The 16,580-nt window shown below is 63.6% G+C and carries 14 protein-coding genes; 7 read left to right on the top strand and 7 right to left on the bottom strand.

What is annotated here, in order from left to right; translation table 11 throughout:
- Positions 1 to 51: 51 nt before the first annotated feature.
- Complete coding sequence (locus ACQP1T_RS09285) at positions 52 to 2,049, top strand: APC family permease (RefSeq protein WP_433759534.1); 1,998 nt, start codon at positions 52 to 54, stop codon at positions 2,047 to 2,049.
- Positions 2,050 to 2,224: 175 nt separating this feature from the next.
- Here ACQP1T_RS09285 and ACQP1T_RS09280 read toward each other — a convergent pair whose 3' ends face one another.
- From ACQP1T_RS09280 to ACQP1T_RS09270, 3 genes are all read right to left on the bottom strand, one after another.
- A complete protein-coding gene (locus ACQP1T_RS09280; protein ID WP_433759533.1) occupies positions 2,225 to 2,632 on the bottom strand; it encodes a hypothetical protein in 408 nt (135 codons plus the stop codon).
- Between the two features lie 167 nt (positions 2,633 to 2,799).
- Positions 2,800 to 3,609: an alpha/beta fold hydrolase gene (locus tag ACQP1T_RS09275; protein ID WP_433759532.1), complete on the bottom strand. Its 810-nt coding sequence runs from the start codon at positions 3,607 to 3,609 to the stop codon at positions 2,800 to 2,802.
- 696 nt (positions 3,610 to 4,305) lie between these two features.
- The gene (locus ACQP1T_RS09270; RefSeq protein ID WP_433759531.1) at positions 4,306 to 5,046 is read right to left on the bottom strand and encodes a helix-turn-helix domain-containing protein; all 741 of its coding nucleotides are present in this window, start codon (positions 5,044 to 5,046) and stop codon (positions 4,306 to 4,308) included.
- 302 nt (positions 5,047 to 5,348) lie between these two features.
- Here ACQP1T_RS09270 and ACQP1T_RS09265 point away from each other — a divergent pair, with 302 nt between their 5' ends.
- Both ACQP1T_RS09265 and ACQP1T_RS09260 read left to right on the top strand, forming a co-directional pair.
- The gene (locus ACQP1T_RS09265) at positions 5,349 to 6,122 is read left to right on the top strand and encodes an alpha/beta fold hydrolase (RefSeq protein ID WP_433759530.1); all 774 of its coding nucleotides are present in this window, start codon (positions 5,349 to 5,351) and stop codon (positions 6,120 to 6,122) included.
- A 199-nt stretch (positions 6,123 to 6,321) separates the two neighbouring features.
- Positions 6,322 to 6,450 carry a hypothetical protein gene (locus tag ACQP1T_RS09260; protein ID WP_433759529.1) on the top strand — a complete coding sequence of 43 codons (129 nt, stop codon included), beginning with the start codon at positions 6,322 to 6,324 and terminating at the stop codon, positions 6,448 to 6,450.
- A gap of 65 nt (positions 6,451 to 6,515) precedes the next feature.
- Here ACQP1T_RS09260 and ACQP1T_RS09255 read toward each other — a convergent pair whose 3' ends face one another.
- Positions 6,516 to 7,388: an alpha/beta fold hydrolase gene (locus ACQP1T_RS09255; protein ID WP_433759528.1), complete on the bottom strand. Its 873-nt coding sequence runs from the start codon at positions 7,386 to 7,388 to the stop codon at positions 6,516 to 6,518.
- Between the two features lie 278 nt (positions 7,389 to 7,666).
- Here ACQP1T_RS09255 and istA point away from each other — a divergent pair, with 278 nt between their 5' ends.
- The 3 genes from istA (at position 7,667) to ACQP1T_RS09240 (ending at position 11,481) form a co-directional block, all read left to right on the top strand.
- On the top strand, positions 7,667 to 8,908 hold the full coding sequence (istA, locus tag ACQP1T_RS09250; RefSeq protein ID WP_433759527.1) for an IS21 family transposase: 1,242 nt from the start codon (positions 7,667 to 7,669) through the stop codon (positions 8,906 to 8,908).
- On the top strand, positions 8,908 to 9,720 hold the full coding sequence (gene istB / locus ACQP1T_RS09245; RefSeq protein WP_433759526.1) for an IS21-like element helper ATPase IstB: 813 nt from the start codon (positions 8,908 to 8,910) through the stop codon (positions 9,718 to 9,720). Before istA ends, istB begins: the two co-directional genes overlap by 1 nt.
- A gap of 411 nt (positions 9,721 to 10,131) precedes the next feature.
- Positions 10,132 to 11,481, top strand: a complete 1,350-nt coding sequence (locus ACQP1T_RS09240; RefSeq protein WP_433759525.1) for an amino acid permease — start codon at positions 10,132 to 10,134, stop codon at positions 11,479 to 11,481.
- Between the two features lie 1,479 nt (positions 11,482 to 12,960).
- On the opposite strand, the gene ACQP1T_RS09235 is transcribed toward ACQP1T_RS09240, so the two are convergent.
- Positions 12,961 to 13,272 carry a hypothetical protein gene (locus tag ACQP1T_RS09235; RefSeq protein WP_433759524.1) on the bottom strand — a complete coding sequence of 104 codons (312 nt, stop codon included), beginning with the start codon at positions 13,270 to 13,272 and terminating at the stop codon, positions 12,961 to 12,963.
- Between the two features lie 430 nt (positions 13,273 to 13,702).
- Positions 13,703 to 14,437, bottom strand: a complete 735-nt coding sequence (locus ACQP1T_RS09230) for a lytic transglycosylase domain-containing protein (RefSeq protein WP_433759523.1) — start codon at positions 14,435 to 14,437, stop codon at positions 13,703 to 13,705.
- 153 nt (positions 14,438 to 14,590) lie between these two features.
- Here ACQP1T_RS09230 and ACQP1T_RS09225 point away from each other — a divergent pair, with 153 nt between their 5' ends.
- Positions 14,591 to 15,163, top strand: coding sequence for a hypothetical protein (locus tag ACQP1T_RS09225; protein ID WP_433759522.1), 573 nt, complete (start codon positions 14,591 to 14,593; stop codon positions 15,161 to 15,163).
- Positions 15,164 to 16,324: 1,161 nt separating this feature from the next.
- Here ACQP1T_RS09225 and ACQP1T_RS09220 read toward each other — a convergent pair.
- The gene (locus ACQP1T_RS09220) at positions 16,325 to 16,576 is read right to left on the bottom strand and encodes a hypothetical protein (protein ID WP_433759521.1); all 252 of its coding nucleotides are present in this window, start codon (positions 16,574 to 16,576) and stop codon (positions 16,325 to 16,327) included.
- Between the last annotated feature and the right edge of the window lie 4 nt (positions 16,577 to 16,580).

Raw genomic sequence — 16,580 nt, 5'->3', positions numbered from 1 at the left:
CTACGGTCTGTCCGGACTCGGCGTGTCGCTCGGGACCTACGCTGATTCATCGTGGTTTCACCGATCGACATCGCTAAGCGAGTTGTGCTGGGACGCCCGTTTCGCAGCGATCGGCTCGGTGAGACGTTGCTTCCGAAGCGACTGGCGCTACCCATCTTCGCCAGCGACCCGCTGTCATCAGTCGCGTATGCGACGCAGGAGATCCTGCTCATCCTCACCCTCGGTGGTCTCAGCTACCTGTATTTGACGCCGTGGGTGGCCGGTGGCGTCGTGGTGCTATTGGCGGTGGTCGCGCTGTCGTATCGCCAAGTGGTGCAGGCCTATCCCTCCGGTGGCGGCTCCTATGAGGTGGTCGCCGCGAACCTCGGTCCCATCCCTGGTCTGGTGGTCGCGGCGGCGCTGTTGGTGGATTACGTGATGACCGTGGCGGTGTCGGTCGCGGCGGGCGTGGACAACATCATCTCCGCGGTCCCCGACCTGAACCCGCACCGGGTGCTGATCGATATCGGATTCATCGTGGCCCTGACCGCGATGAATCTGCGCGGGGTCCGCGAATCCGGCCGGGCGTTCGCGGTGCCGACCTACGGATTCGTGGTCGGGGTGATGGCGATGGTCGCCATCGGGCTCGGCCAAGCGCTGTTCGGGCACGCCCCGGTCGCCGAAAGCGCACATTACGAGATCCGTGCCGAGCATGTCGGTTTGAGTGCGGCGGCGGTGGCTTTCCTCGCATTACGGGCATTCTCGTCCGGCTGTACCGCGCTGACGGGTGCGGAGGCGATCTCCAACGGCGTGCCCGCATTCCGGAAACCCAAGGCCCTCAACGCGGCCCGCACCATGACCGCGATGGGTGTCCTGGCCATCACCATGTTCTCCGGGGTGACCGCGCTGGCGATGATTTCCCACACCAGGGTCACCGAGAACACCTGCGACCTCATCGGATTCCCGGGCGACTGCCACAACGACGCCCAGAAGACGGTCATCGCGCAGATCGCGGCAGCCGTGTTCGGTAACAGCAGTATCGCCTTCTACTACCTGATGGTGACCACGGCGCTGATCCTGATCCTGGCGGCGAACACCGCCTACAACGGGTTCCCGCTGCTGAATTCGATTCTGGCCCAGCACCGGTACATGCCCCGCCAACTCCACACCCGCGGTGACCGCCTGGCCTACTCCAACGGCATCATCCTGCTCGCGGTGGTCGCGGCCGGACTCATCTACGCTTTCGACGGGCAGACCACCCGCCTCATCCAGCTCTACATCGTGGGTGTCTTCACCTCGTTCACGCTGTGCCAGACCGGGATGGTCCGGCACTGGAACCGCGAACTACGCAGCGCCACAACCGCCGCGGAGCGACTACGCATCCACCGCGGCAGGCTGATCAACGCATTCGGGGCCTGCTTCACCGGTGTCGTCCTTGTCGTCGTCATGATCACCAAGTTCAGCCACGGCGCCTACCTCGTCGTGATCGCCATGCCACTACTGGTGCTGGGGATGTACCTCATCCACCGCCACTACACGAACGTGCGCGACGAACTCGACATCGACCCCGACGACACCCCCACTCTGCCGGCCCGAGTGCACGCCATCGTGCTGGTCTCCGGCTGGCACAAGGCAACCCAGCGCGCCGTACTGTTCGCCCGCGCCACCCGCCCCGACACGATCACCGCCATCACCGTCAACGTCGACGACACCGAAACCCGCGCCCTGGCCCAGGAATGGGAACGCCAGGACATCACCATCGCGCTCAAAGTGATCGAATCGCCCTACCGCGAGATCACCCGACCCGTCATCGACTACATCAAACGGATACGCCAATCCCGCCCCCACGACGTCGTCAGCGTCTACATCCCCGAATACGTCGTCGGACACTGGTGGGAAAACCTGCTCCACAACCAGAGCTCACTGCGACTCAAAGCACGGCTGCTCTTCGAACCTGGCGTCATGGTCACCAGCGTGCCCTACCAACTCCGATCGTCCCGAACCCGCGACCCATCCAAGATCGCACACAGCCCCGGCGAAATCCGACGCGGAATCACCCACCCGCACTGACAAACGCGCCCGCACACCATGCGCAGCGGTGAAACCGGGCTCTACCGGAACAGGTTCCGACGCAGCGCGAAACCCCGCGCTTGCCACGGCACGGGGTTCGGGTCATGTTTCTTCCAGCTTGTTCACCGGACGCGAGACTGCGGTATCGGCGTGTTGACGGCGGCGAAGCAACCCCTCACGCGGCGTCGAGGGCTGCGGTGATCTTGCGGACCATCTCGACCAGGGTGGGACCGGGCTTGCCTTGGTAGACCTGCTGGGCGGCTTCGATGGCGACCAGGACGGTGCTACGGAAGTTGTCGGCCTCTGCTGGAGCCTGCTCGGCGAGCAGGCTCATCGTTGCAGTCAGGGCGGGCAGGACGTGGTCGGCAAGTTCGGCTACCGACTTACCGTCCAGCTTCACAGGCTTCGACTTCTCGGCAAGCACGTGCCCGACCAGGCCGGTCGCAGAGCCCAGAGCGAGGGAGCCGTCGGTGGCGATCTTGTGGGGCTTGCCAGTGGCATCGGCGGCGACCAGCAACGATACGGCGCCGTAGGCAGCGGTACGCAGGGTCAGCTTGTCCTGATCGGTGAGAGTGACGGACATGGTTGTGTACTCCTTCAAATGTGTTGTGGTGGAACTCGATTGAACGGACCGAGGGTGGAACGCCCGGGTGGGGTGCCCGAATACCGGGATCTGCGGAAGGTGAAGTAGGTCGTGGGCGCCGGGCGAAGGCCGCAGCCCGACTGATCGTGAACCCGCTGGTCGTGTCCTCAGCGATCCGCGCGGTCGAGGTCGGCGACTTCACGCACAGCGTCAGCAACGGCGCGGAAGTCCTTGCGCAGGATGTGGTCGTGGTTGCTGGCGACCTTGGCGCTCACCTCGAGGTGGGGGTTGCGGGCGCATACCGCAACCAGGCTGGCGCGGATCTTTTCTTGCTCGTCGCCGTGGCTGCCGAACGACGCCCCGGACGCGAGCACGTATCGCGTCGGGACGGTGATGTTGTCCAGGACGGGGGCCAGGTTGGCCTCGCGGGAGATCTTGCCGAGTTCGATGTTGCACTCGGCCTGCTGTGCGGCGCTCAGCCGCGGTGTCAGGCCGGTCGGGCGCAGCAGCGGCGTGATCCAGCTCAGCCGCTTGAACAGCTTGCGGATCCGCGCCTCCATGGCCTCGTCGAGCCAGTCATAGGGTTGCGCGCCATCGACCAGGACCGCACCCACGGCACGCTCGGGATTGCGGCTGGCCCAGTGCGCCCCGACGAACGCCCCATATGACCAGCCCACCACCAGCGCGCGGTCCACACCCCTGGCCGCGAGCACAGCATCGACATCCCGCACACACGCCTCGAAGGAATAGTCCGCCGAACGCTTCGACTTCTTGCCGCGTGCCCGCTCGTCGTAGGTGATGTGCCGGAACCCCGGCCCGAGGTCGGCCAGGACCCGCCGCCAGTACCCCTGCGTGGCGAACTGGCCATTGCAGTAGATCACCGGGACACCGGGACCACCGGTGTCGGTCACGGCCAAGGCCGTATCGTCGACCGGCACCATGCCGGTCCAGGTCGAGTTGTTCGCTGTGCTGCTCATGTGAACAACTCTGGCCAGCCCTGCTGACACCGACCTGACACCAACCTGACACCCCCACTGACACAGCGTTCGACCTCTCCACAGCAGCACCTCGCTCCAGACCTGCATCGAAGCACCCGAAGACGGCGACGTAGCAGTCGAGCAGCACACGCGCCCGCTCGTCCGTCGGTTCGAGTACTTCCTCGGGTTCCGACTCCAGTTCGTCCAACCGGACCTGGGCACGGCGCAATCCGCCCCGATCGCCGCCAGTCGCGCCGAAGATCTCCGCGGTTCAGATGAAGCAGAAGACGGCCCGTGTTCGTCCTCGAGCTCCGGGGAGGCAGTGCTTACCAACCCCCTTCACCCTCAGGACGATCCGCTAAACCTCGGTATCGCCAAACCATCTGCGCCGAGCACCAAAGCAATTGGGACCAGGTATTTTCACAGCGCGCGACCCGAAAGGTGGGTGTCAGCGGCCAGTTGGAATCTTCGGTGGCCGCTGACACAGGCCCGATATGCGGACGATCATTACTACGGCGGCCGAACGCCCGGAAAATGCCGAACATCGGATGCGGCCAGGACATTGGGACCCGCTCGGCAAAGCGCACTTGTGCGTCACATATGGCGGTGACGCTCTCGTCTGGCAAAGGGCAACCTTCCGCACATGAACCAGACCGCCGGGCCAGCGCCGCCGGGTCCGGCCCAGGTTGACAAGGGCTACCGCGTCCCCGTGTCCTTCGAGCTCATTTCGGGTTGTGGGTAGAGGACCTCGCGGCCTTTCGCCGCGGCCTCGAGGATGCTCTCGCTGATGAAGTCGGTGAAGCGGGCCATGTTCTCCAGGCGGGTGGCGGTCGAGGTGCCGTGGCCGAAGACGTCGACGCCCTGCCGGGTGATCTCGGCGACCTTGGCCATGCCGCGGGCGCTGTCGATCGTCGACTGGTACCAGACGTTGTCGTCGACGATGTAGCGCACGCGTCGGCGTTCGTCGGATTCCCGGCGGACCAGGCCCTGGATCTCGAGGAACTTGATCGCCTTGGAGACCGACGGCGGGCTGATCTGGAGGCGCTGGACAAGTTCGGCTGCGGTGAGACTGCCCGCGTCTGCGGTGAAAAGGCAGGTCAGCACCCGAGCCGTCGTTTTGGGCATGCCCTGTTGCATGAGCAGGGTGGTGAAGGTCTCCTCGTAGTGGCGAACGGCCTCGCCGTCGCGCTCACGACCTGTTACAGGTGCTTCCCGTCCTCGGGCCGTGGGCTGCGCGCGCCGGTGGGCGCGGCTTTCGGTGGCACGCTGGGCCAGGTCGGCGCGGTAGGCCGTGGGTCCGCCGTTGCGCATCACTTCCCGCGTGATCGTCGAGGTCGGACGGTCGAGACGTCGAGCGATCGCCGCGTAGGGGAGATCGTCGGCCAGTCCCAGCGCGATCTGCTTGCGTTCGGCCTGGGTGAGCCTGCCTCCCGACATAGCGATCTCCTCGGTGGTCCTTCGTGGTGGTCCCCGCCCCGACCGTAGCGCCCATTTCTCTCTCATCGCAACGAGCCCTAGAGGTCTCGTTGCGTTATCCCTAAGATCATCGCAACAATAAATAGGCTTCTAGCTGCTGCGATATGAATACGTAGCAACTCGATTGATTGTCAGAAATTGGAAAGCTACGTAGCTTTTCCGTTGTCAGGAAAGTCGAGCCACAGCGCGAGACACCCCACACGACCAGGAGAAGACAGATGAGGAACAACAGCGTTTCCCCGACCGATGCGACTTGGACCGGCATGGTGCCGGTCGGTGACACGGCCCTCGCCGTCACCGACACCGGCGGCCCCGGCATCCCCGTGCTCTATGTCAACGGCCACGTCGCCACGCAGCGGAATTGGCGGCGCGTGATCGCCGAGCTCGGGCCGGGGTGGCGCCACATCACCTACGACATGCGGGCCCGCGGCAAGTCGCAGACTTCGGCGGACTACTCGTTCGAGACCAACGTCGCCGATGTCGACGCCGTGCTCGCGGCCAGGGGAGTGAAACGGGCCCTGGTAATAGGTTGGTCATACGGGGCCTTCGTCGCGGCGCACTGGGCCAGCCGCAACCCGGAGCGAACCGTGGGCGCGGTCCTGCTCGAGGGCGCGCAACCGCACGACTGGATCGACGAGGTCGATATCGAGGCGATGCGCAAGCTGTGGCGGCGGTTGGGCTGGACGATGCCGTTGCTGCGCCCGCTCGGCATGGCCCCGCGCATGACCGCTGAACAGATGGCCGACAGCAACATCGAGGCCGGCGAGGTCGCCCGCGAGCGTGTGCTGGGTCCGGTGATGGACAACATCACTGTCCCGACCCGGTACGTGAACGCCTCGGGGTCATCGTTGGGCAGCAGGGGCAATGATTCGCAAGAACGCATCCGCGCGAGCTTGCACAAGGTGGTCGAACGCAACCCGAACATCGAAATCCATGCCAAGGTCCCCAGCAACCACGGCAATATCCTGCGCAAGGACTTCCGCACCGTTGCCGAGGCCGTGCGCGTGGTCGCCGGGTCCGACCGCGAGCTGTCCTGAAGGCATGGCCAACCCGCAGCACGGCCAGCCGAGTAGGCGCGTGCCGGGGCACGGTGAGGATCGTGACCCCGGCTCGCCCTGGTCGGCCTGTTCAGGACAAACGACGATAACGCCACATATCGGCCGTTCGGGAACATGACATCCGCCGATCAGTCAGTGCGATAACCCGTTCCACTTCTGCGTTGCTGTCGGTGGTCTGATGACTGGCACGTGGTGGTCCCTCAACACGGCGGCAAACGACAATGAGATGCAGGACTTCTACGGCTCCATGCAGGCCGAACTACTGCTGCCGATCACGTGCTGGCGCAACCCATATCAGCGGCGATAGCCAATGTTCGGGGATAGGCGGTGAAAGTCCGGGATACAGGCCGAGATGCGATGGAAGCGTGCTGGTCAGTTGACGTCGTCTTGGAGGAATTCGGTGATGGCGGTGGCGATGGCGGGGTAGTCGGGTCCGAGCCAGATGAAGTGGCTGGGGGCTCGGCTGGTGACCAGGCGGGCTGTAGGGATGGCCTCGGTGAGGGATCGGGCGTGGGCGAACGGGACAGCGCCGTCCTCAGGGGAGGCGATGACCAGCGTCGGTTGCGTGATCGTGGGCCTTCGGCGATCGGGATGAGCCATCGCACGGAGGTCGGCCGCGAACCCGGCACCGGAGTCCATGTGCGAGAACAAGGCGAGTAGCAGCGCGCGATGTTCGGGAGTGAGGGCATTGACAATCTGGTCGACGGGCAGAGTGGTCAGGTCGCGCAGTAGCAGTCGCAGGGCCATCTGCGGTCTCCGCCGCAGCAGTGCGCGCATGAGAGTCCATGTCCGCTGCTGGGTGCGGGCGCCGAATACCAGATGGCCACCCAGGCGGGTGCGGCGATCGGGCCAGGCCAAGAAGCCGACCGCGCTTTCCAGGATCAGTCGCTCCACCAGGGATGCATGCGTGCTGGCCAGCACCAGCGCGGTGGGGCCACCCGCTGATTGTCCTACCACCGCTGCTAACCGTTCGATTCCGAGGTGGTGACACAGCTCGGCGATCACACCAGCGAATTTCTCCGGAAATGTACCGGTCGACAGCGGGGTGCGGCCGTATCCCGGCCGTGACGGCGCAAGGACTGTGTAGCCCGCCTCGACGAAAACCTCTTCCCCCAGTGGTACAGACGCACGCATATGTCCCCCGTGCAGTACCAGGACGGTCTGTGCACCCCGTTGGTCGAGCCGATATTCCACCGGTCCAGTCGATAGCTCGACGATCTGCGTCGGGCGCTCTACCTCGGGCATAGAACTCTCCGTACCTATTCGGGGTTCTCCCGATGAAATACTGTGACACGGCTGTGCCGCGTAAGTGTGGAATACGCGGTTGCTCGTCGTGGCGCCAGAGCCCTGTTGACGAGTGCAAAGTTCGTCGGCCGCCGATTCCGTAGCAGGCCAATCCTCATCTGGGACGGATTCACCAATCACTTGTCGGCAGCACGTGAAAACTGATCACTGCGTGGCATCCGAATTTTGACCCCCTGTCCGATTGATCCTGGTTCGAACCGAGCCAGGAGGACGAAGGGATGCTTGCCGTGGAAGATTGGGCTGAGATTCGTCGTTTGCACCGGTCTGAGGGGTTGCCGATCAAGGCGATCGCTCGGGTCATGGGCGTCTCCAGAAACACCGTGCGGGCGGCGTTGGCCTCGGAGAGGCCGCCGAAATATGAACGGGCGCCGAAGGGTTCGATTGTTGATGCGGTCGAGCCGCAGATCCGGGAATTGCTTCGGTTGTATCCGACGATGCCGGCGACGGTGATCGCTGAACGGATCGGCTGGACGCGCTCGGTTCGGACGCTGTCCGGTCGGGTGGCCGAGTTGCGGCCGGTGTATTTGCCGCCAGATCCGGCGGGCAGGACGGCCTATGTGGCCGGGGAGATCGCTCAGTGCGATCTGTGGTTCCCGCCGATCACGCTGCCGGTCGGGTTCGGTCAAGCCCGCAAGCCGACGCGGTTGCCGGTGTTGACCATGGTGACGGGATATTCGCGGTGGCTCTCGGCGGTGCTGATTCCCAGCAAGCATGCGCAGGATCTGTTCGCTGGATGGTGGACGTTGATCGACCGGTTGGGTGCGGTGCCGCGGGTGCTGGTCTGGGACGGTGAGTCCGCGATCGGTCGTTGGCGAGGTGGCCGCAGCGAGCTCACCGCCGAATGTCAGGCGTTTCGAGGCACTTTGGGTGCGAAGGTCCTCATCTGCAGGCCCGCGGACCCGGAAGCCAAGGGCATCATCGAGCGAGCTCATGACTACCTCGAACGGTCGTTCCTGCCGGGTCGATCCTTTTGTGGCCCAGCCGATTTCAACGCTCAGATCAGTCAGTGGCTGGCATTGGTGAACACCCGGCCGCGCCGCGCGCTGGGTTGCGCGCCCTGTGATCGGATCGTCGCCGACAAGCAGGCGATGCTCGGGTTGCCGCCGGTCGCGCCGGAGACCGGCTGGCGGTCATCGACCCGACTGCCCCGTGATCACTACATTCGCTTGGACTCCAACGACTATTCGGTGCATCCGAGCGTGATCGGCCGCCAGATCGAGGTCATCGCCGACCTGGCCCGCGTTCGGGTCCTATCCGGTGGGCGGCTCGTCGCCGACCACGAACGGATATGGGCGTGGCATCAGACAATCTCCGATCCCGAGCATGTCACGGCAGCGAAAGCGTTGCGGCGCAGCAGGATCACCGTGTTGCGACCAGCGCCAGAACCCGAAGTCGAGCAGCGGCATCTGACCGACTACGACACCGCCCTCGGCGTCGATATCGAAGGCGGGGTGGCCTGATGACCACCACCAAGACGCCCGCGAAAACATCGACTGCGGCACGGGATCTGACCGCCGAGATCTCGTTCCTGACAAGAGCCTTGAAGGCACCGACACTGCGGAACTCAGTGGCGAGACTGGCTGAGCGCGCCCGAGCCGAGAACTGGACCCATGAGGAGTTCCTCGTCGCCTGCCTGCAACGCGAGGTCTCCGCCCGCGAAAGCCACGGCGGTGAGGGCCGGATCCGCGCAGCACGGTTCCCGGCGCGAAAGTCCCTGGAAGAGTTCGACTTCGGTCATGCTCGCGGTCTCAAACGCGACGTGATCGCGCATCTGGGCACTCTTGATTTCGTCACCGCCCGAGACAACATCGTGTTCCTGGGCCCACCTGGAACGGGCAAAACGCATTTGGCGATCGGGCTGGCGATGCGGGCGTGTCAGGCCGGTCACCGGGTCGCGTTCGCCACCGCCGCCGAATGGGTCGCTCGTCTGGCCGAAGCCCACCACGCCGGTCGGTTACAAACCGAGCTGACCAAACTCGGGCGTTACCCGCTGCTCGTGGTCGACGAGGTCGGCTACATCCCCTTCGAGAACGAGGCAGCCAACCTGTTCTTCCAACTCGTCTCTTCCCGCTATGAACGAGCATCACTGATCGTGACCAGCAACAAGGTCTTCGGCCGCTGGGGCGAGGTCTTCGGCGACGACGTCGTAGCAGCCGCCATGATCGACCGCCTCGTCCACCACGCCGAGGTCATAGCCCTCAAGGGCGACAGCTACCGGCTCAAAGACCGCGACCTCGGGCGTGTTCCAACAGCCGGAACAACTGAAGAATGAACCATCAACCCACCCAGCAGGGGGTCAAAATTCGTTTGCTGAAAAGTGTCCAGAATTCGCGTGCCGTTGACATCACTGGGTTCCGGTCGTCTGCGACCGCACTCGACTGGCTCGGCGCGATCGGCATCATGGTCCGGCCGCGCCCGCTGTCGTCCGGGACAGCACTCGCCGGGCAGCACACTCGCGCTCCGAATCAGCGGCGTCGACCCGTCCCGAGCAGGAGTTTTGCGGATACTGTGACAGCTGGGTTGGTGGGCTGGCCGCGATTCTGGTGGTGTGCTTCGCATTGGCTGACGTCGCTGTTCCCATCCCTGCAGCCCGTGGATATGCTCCCGCATTGCGATAGGAATAACAGACCTCTTGTCCGCCATCGAAGATCCTCTCGCCCGAACCCCTCGCAGGCTCGGCGTTATGCACACCCGGCCGATCCTGTTGCTCGCGTTCGCCTTCGCGGTGATGGCCGATCCGGTGTCCTCGGTTGCCTACGCGATCGAGGCAGCGCTGCGCGCCTTGGACGGAGATCTCGCGTTGTTGATCCCGACGATGAGTGTGGTCGTGCTCATCATCGCGTTGGTCATCGTCAACTATCAACAGTTGATCACCCGCTATCCCCAGGGCGAAGGCGCGGCCGCGGCCACCGGTGAGGCATTCGGTGAGGGTTGGGCCTTCGTCCCGATCGCCGCGTTGATCGTCGACTTCGTCCTGACCATCGCGATCAGCGTCTCCGCTGGAGCCTCGGCGGTGATCGCCTACTTCCCGGCGTTGGCACCCGACCGTATGCTTCTTGCTCTTGCGCTCGTCGTTGTCGTCGGTGGGGCGACGTGGTTCGGCCACCTCGGGCGCCTGGTGTTCGCACTGATGACCATCGCCTTCATCGGCGTGACCGCCGCAGTCCTGGCTTACGGGTTCGGGGCGACACCTCATCCGATCGGCACCATCACCGATACCCCCGGACATCAATCACTGCTTGCGGTGGCGTTGGCCTTTCCCGTCGCGATGGCACTGGCGACCGGCGTCGAGGCCCCTTCCTCGGCGATCGCCCAACTCGGCCAACTCGATCACGCCGGTCGACGCCTGTTCGGCAAGGTCACGTTGTGGATGACCCTCGGCATCGTCGGCACCATCACCATCGGCCTGACCCTGCAAGCCCACCATCTGCGAGTCGGAATTCCGCCCGAGGGCACCACCCAGATCGCCGAGCTGGCCCGAATCGCGGCCCCCGCACCGGTATTCGCCGCGTTCCAGCTGGTTACGGCACTGCTACTGCTCTCGGCAGCGAGTTCGTCTTTTCAAGCTGGTCCGGGACTGCTCAAGGCCCTGTCCCGGCACACCGACCGCGACGGACACAGCACCGGCATCCTGCCCGCGACGCTCGGGCACACCAATACCCACCACACCCCCTATTGGGGCGTGCTGGTGTTCACCCTGAGCGCCGCCGCCGTCACCGGCGCTGCCGGTGGTCAAGACCAACGCCTGGTCCTGTTCTACGCGGTGTCGGTGTTCCTGAGCTTCCTCGCCGGACTGATTGCGATGGTGGTCTTCTCACGCCGCGAACACAAACCGGGGCAACTTGTCCTCAACGTCGTCGGCGCCACCGTCGTCGGATTCACCCTGTTGGTCAACCTCGCCCGTGGCGAACCAGCGCTCAGTCTCCTCGCGGCATTACTCATCGCCACCGGGCTACACCGGATCTGGGTCAAAGCCGGACGGCCACGCGGCGTCCGCGATGCCGCAGCACTCGCCGAGAGCGACACCGGATAACCAGTTTGCGTATAACGCTTGTGCGGCAGGCATTTTCAACGCCGATAACCGGCTTCGATCACCAACCACCCCCGAAAACCGCAGGTCGCTCCCGTTCCCATCTTCGACACGCCCCGCCCAGGACACCATCAAGTTGGGCCGATTGCCCTACCGCCGTAGGGCATCGCGACCCCTCAGACGCGATACGTACCCACGATGACCAGGCGTTTTTCAGTTGCCCATGTTTTGTGTGCCCTGCCCAGGGCACGAACCTACGACAGGGCCAACTGCAGGGGATCGACGCCCATGCGATGGCAAAACTGCACTCTCGTCCGGTCGCTCATGTCCGGCATGGTTGCTGGCAAGCCGTCGTGGCTTGTCATCAAACCCGCCATTTAATGGCTGACGTCAACCAACGAAACCCACGCGCGCCAACGCCAGCAAGCGATATCACAGCCAGAACTGGGCAGAATTTCAATGTATCCGCAGTTCAGAGGCTCTCTGAACCAATAACACACAACGCTGCCAACTCTTGACAACGACACCCATCGCACCCTAGTTCGATGTGAGTACATGGAGTTACCCATGTACATGGGTAAGCGACCGAGCAACGGCAGGCCCAGGTCCCCACCAGAGGCAAGGGAGGCCGTGAGTGCTTACGAACCCTTCTCCTACACCCCGCCTCCCGTCGGCCCTCGATCGGGACACACTGGTAGCGCTCACCAACACCACTGCCAGACAAGGGAAACCACACGCACGCCAGCCGAAAGGCAACTGGCCCGCGGTTCCTGGTGGTGTGACCGCGACCTGCGAGTCGGAGATGCCGGGGAACACTGCCGATGCACAACCGAATGTGACCTAGTCGATGACAGTTCAGCACGACCGAACAACCACATTCTAAAAATCATTCGATGGCGACACGATCACGATCGTTCCAAACACCGCCACCACCTGAATTTGATGTTCGGCCTCCGTCGAGCCTGGATCCTAAAGCTGCGCAAGGACCGAAACACTGCGCCCGCGAACTACCGGGCGTTTCAAGTCGGCATCTTCTCTGCCGGACAACATATCAACTTGCTCGGCCATACCCCGCAGCAGAGCCCTGCCTCACCCAAATCGACCGAGCCGGGTCAATCACGCGCAGTCTCACCCTGCCTGGCCCCAAGAACGCATCTCACCTACACCAACAATCCCACATACGAATAGACCCCACACAGCACACAAAACCCGACCGTCGCGCTAACGACCACCAATCCATACATCGTGCACCCAAACACCAGATCAGCTACACACTCGCCCTATCCGGCTGGCCGGAACAAACCCAGCCACACAACTCCGCCCCGCCCCACCTCATCCACCGGTCGGCCGTTCGTTACACACTGTTCTGCCAACCCCGACAAGTTGGCAGCCAATCACCTGGGCCATCGACGCCAGGCCCCCACCGGCCACCCTGACCTGAGGCGTACGGAGGCACTGGCCTGGCTCTGACCGAGCAGCTACTTACTTCGGGCAGCCAGCGGTGGTCGGGTTGGTGAGACACAAGGCCGAGCTACCGGTGCCGGCGCTGCCGGTCGACAGCGGAACACCTGCAACGTTGCCGGCGCCCAGGGTGATCCCACCGCTGGCCGACGAGCCGGAGTCACTGCTACCGGTAGCCAACAAGTCGAGCAGACCGACCCGATTGCTCGACGAGCCGGAACCGACGGCGGTGGCGGCCGGCGCCGACTCGGCAGCCGAGGCCGTACCCGCCACCCCTAGCATCAGACCTGATGCCGCGACAACGGCAGCACCGATCCAACGAACCTTGTGCATAAAATTTCTCCTCATCAGAAAATTGCATCGCAACCCATATGGTCCCCACCGAGGGTTGCGGCCGAGTGAATAAACTCTGCGGCAACTAATTTCTAACACGCTTCCACTGGCATGACAACCCGAAAAGGGATACTCATCAAAAATTATCTATTCCTCAGGGAATGTAGCCAGCGATATCATCTACCCTATTACGAGCATGCCGGATCACCTTCTCGCCCCATTGCCGGGGAGAAGGTTGTTTAAGCCTCGCGACACCGAATCACCACGTTGACCGCAACTGCAGTGTCAGCAGAAGCCGTGTATCCGACGTGAGGTAATGTACGGGTGAATCGCAATACAGCGCGACGGTACAAAGAATGCGCATTCCCCAGTTCAGCCGCAGGCGCCCGTGCCACGCTCGATTACAGGCATCACCGACCTTTTAGTCGGATTAGTGGTTATTTGCATAGGCTGTCGCTGTGGCTCGTATTTGCTGCACGTAGGAGTCGGAGTGGTTGTAGGCGAATATGGCCTTCCTCCATCCGCGGGCGGTGGCCAAGTCGCCACCGGATGCGCATAGGTAGCGTCCCGCGGCTAGTGCTGCGTCATCGATGTTGTCCGGGCTGCCGGTCAGTTCGTTGGAGACGTTGGGTGTGGCTTTCTCGAGAATGCCCGCCAGTGTTGTGTAGTCGATGTCACCACGCAGACCCCAGCGTTTCCAGGTATCGGGGATGAACTGGAACGGCCCCGCAGCCTTCGCGTATACGGTGCGCCCGGCACGGACGGTGGCGTCGGGATCGATGATGCGGGCGTTGCCGTTGATGCCATCGAGTGCGACGCCGCGGATCGGTGGTTTCACTTGGCCGTCGACCGCTATCTGCGCACCCCGATAGCGGCCGTGGTCGCTTTCCACACGGGCGATACCAGCCAGGGTCGTCCACCCCAGATGGCAGGCGGGTTGCGTTTTCGCCAAGACCACCGTGGCGAAACCGTAGGCCTGCAGTGCTCGCGCCGGAATCCCGGACTTGTCGGCGCGTCGCTGCGCCCAATCCTTCAGCGGCTCGGTATGGCGACTGCCCGCGACGAGCTGGATCGCCGGAACTGGGTCACCGGCGCCCGGTACCGCAACGCTGGTTTCACGTTCTGTCCCGGTGCCGCATCCCGCTATGGCCACAGCCGTGATCACCGATACCAGCAGCCTGTACTGACCTCCCCGGACGCGTCGTTGACCCGAATTCAGCGTGAGTCTGCCGTGTGTCAGTGCCTGATTCCCACCGTCACGCCCGCGGTATGCGCGCGACCGGGACCGGTCTTCTACCCGCACGGACGTGGTGAGGTGGTGGTGTTGGCAGGTTTCTTCGACGTCGTCGTCGATGACCGAGGACGCTGTGTCTGTGTCACCGACGGCCGGGAGGTCGTTGCTGTCGTTTTCGGCTTCGTGGTGGTTGTGGCCGGTGGGCGGCAGGTGGTCGGTTTCGGCGTGGTTGTTCTTGGCGGAGGCTGCGTCGAGGATCGGGACGTGCTCTGCGCCGGGACGGTGACGGTGACGGTGACCGTGGAGGGTTCGACGACCACGGTTTGCGGGGGATCTGTCCTCTGCGTCGGGGACGGGGCCTGCACCGACACGCTGCCATTGAGCGAGACGTTGGGCCACTGCGATGCCGCCGAGGTCTCGGTGATCGTCGACGGTGCAGGCGTCTCAGTTTGCGTTTCGGTGGCGGTCTCGGTCACGACCGGATCCCCACTGACTCCCGCGACCGGGGCAGCCTCGGTAATCGTGACAGCCTCGGAGGCGATCGGCTCTTCGCTGCCACCGACCGCACCACTCAACTCCTCGTCGGGCGGCGGCACATCACTTGGGGTCTCGGACACCGAAACCGACGCGGTCGGTGTGACCTCGGTGGTGCTGTAGCCGCCGGGCAGCAAGGCGGTGATGTCATCGAAGCTTTGCGTCCCCGACAACTCCGACGCATCAGCGGCATCACTCACCGCACCGGAGTCCCCGGCGCGACCCCCTGTCGCTACCCAAATCCCGATCCCAACAGTGATCACAGCACCCACCGCTGCCGCGTAGGGCAGATGCCGACGAGCATCGTCGGACTTGACGTACCCGACGAACCGCCGCCAACGCCGCACAAAACGCGGCGCCGAATCGTCAGGCGAATCTGCCTCTGCATCATCGGAAGTCGTGCCGTCCACACCCGTTCCAGCCTCCGATACACCCTCCCCATCGAAGGCATTCGATGGGATCTCGATGACCTCAGTCGCCTCAGGATCAGGGCTTCCGAGCTCGTCATTCTCGAACACCCGCTCGTCATCGAAAGCGTTCTCCGGTACTCCGACGACCTCGGTTGCCTCCGGATCCCCACGTCCGGCCTCATTGTTATTGGCTACTCGCACCACACACTGCTTTCTTTCTCTATACGCACCATTCGCGCAGTGACCACCCGCCGAAGAACCAGCACGTCACGTCCCCAACATCCACCCGATCTGACGGCCCACTCGACGCACCCTTGCCGGTCGCCCCACTCCTCCTGGCACTTCTACCTCGGGTTTCAGGAACCGGTCACCACGCCACGGATGATCCGGCCGAGGAAACCCGCCACAGCACCCTCCGCAGATCCGCTGCCATCCCCGCTATCCTGCGACCCGGTGTTGAACGAGCCCGACGACCCACTCGTCGACGACCCCGAAAACCCCGGCCCCGAGAACGACGAACCACTGCTCGCCGGACCGGACTTGCCGGACTCTGCGAAGTCCTGATGCACCGCCTCATCGACGGCGGTGTACGGAGTCAGCGGAATCGGCTCTGCGGTCGCAACCGCCGTCGGCAATGCAAGTACACCAGCCACAGTTCCAGCAGCAATCCCCACACGGAATACATTCGATGCATTCATAACAATGACACCTTTCAGACTGACCCACACGTCGCAATTCGGGACGACAAATACGACGGACAATGGGCGACTAATTTCGCAGTGGCAGTTCGCCGACGGAATATTCACCGCCGACGAACTGACCGAACTACGATTTGTTGCGTTCTACGCGACAGGATTCCTCGATAGGATCCTGTTCACAGCCGATCCAGCTCGGCACCGTTTCGATCCAAGATTATGTACTCCTCGCCGTGCAGTACCCAGACACTGATGCCCGACGGAAAGCCCAGGACTTCGATTGATCCGACCGCATGTAGCGGTGCACGCAGAACGACGTAGTCACCGTCAGAAACTTCGAACAGAGTCCCGAGGGGCTCGAATTGAACCACGATGGTTGCCCCTGGAACCGACCCGAACTTGAGGTCGACTGTTTCTGGTGTTGAGCTCATCTCA

It is taken from the genome of Nocardia sp. CA-135398 (assembly GCF_050955845.1).
Classification (GTDB): Bacteria; Actinomycetota; Actinomycetes; order Mycobacteriales; family Mycobacteriaceae; genus Nocardia.
Note: the sequence above shows the minus strand (reverse complement) of the source record. Positions and strands in the feature narration are given on the sequence as shown.

Coding starts and splice junctions, on each gene's coding strand:
- ACQP1T_RS09240 (WP_433759525.1), top strand. CDS start 10,132: ATGCACACCCGGCCGATCCTGTTGCTCGCGTTCGCCTTCGCGGTGATG.
- ACQP1T_RS09280 (WP_433759533.1), bottom strand. CDS start 2,632: ATGTCCGTCACTCTCACCGATCAGGACAAGCTGACCCTGCGTACCGCT.
- ACQP1T_RS09270 (WP_433759531.1), bottom strand. CDS start 5,046: ATGTCGGGAGGCAGGCTCACCCAGGCCGAACGCAAGCAGATCGCGCTG.
- ACQP1T_RS09220 (WP_433759521.1), bottom strand. CDS start 16,576: ATGAGCTCAACACCAGAAACAGTCGACCTCAAGTTCGGGTCGGTTCCA.
- istA (WP_433759527.1), top strand. CDS start 7,667: ATGCTTGCCGTGGAAGATTGGGCTGAGATTCGTCGTTTGCACCGGTCT.
- ACQP1T_RS09275 (WP_433759532.1), bottom strand. CDS start 3,609: ATGAGCAGCACAGCGAACAACTCGACCTGGACCGGCATGGTGCCGGTC.
- istB (WP_433759526.1), top strand. CDS start 8,908: ATGACCACCACCAAGACGCCCGCGAAAACATCGACTGCGGCACGGGAT.
- ACQP1T_RS09255 (WP_433759528.1), bottom strand. CDS start 7,388: ATGCCCGAGGTAGAGCGCCCGACGCAGATCGTCGAGCTATCGACTGGA.
- ACQP1T_RS09235 (WP_433759524.1), bottom strand. CDS start 13,272: ATGCACAAGGTTCGTTGGATCGGTGCTGCCGTTGTCGCGGCATCAGGT.
- ACQP1T_RS09265 (WP_433759530.1), top strand. CDS start 5,349: ATGGTGCCGGTCGGTGACACGGCCCTCGCCGTCACCGACACCGGCGGC.
- ACQP1T_RS09260 (WP_433759529.1), top strand. CDS start 6,322: ATGACTGGCACGTGGTGGTCCCTCAACACGGCGGCAAACGACAATGAG.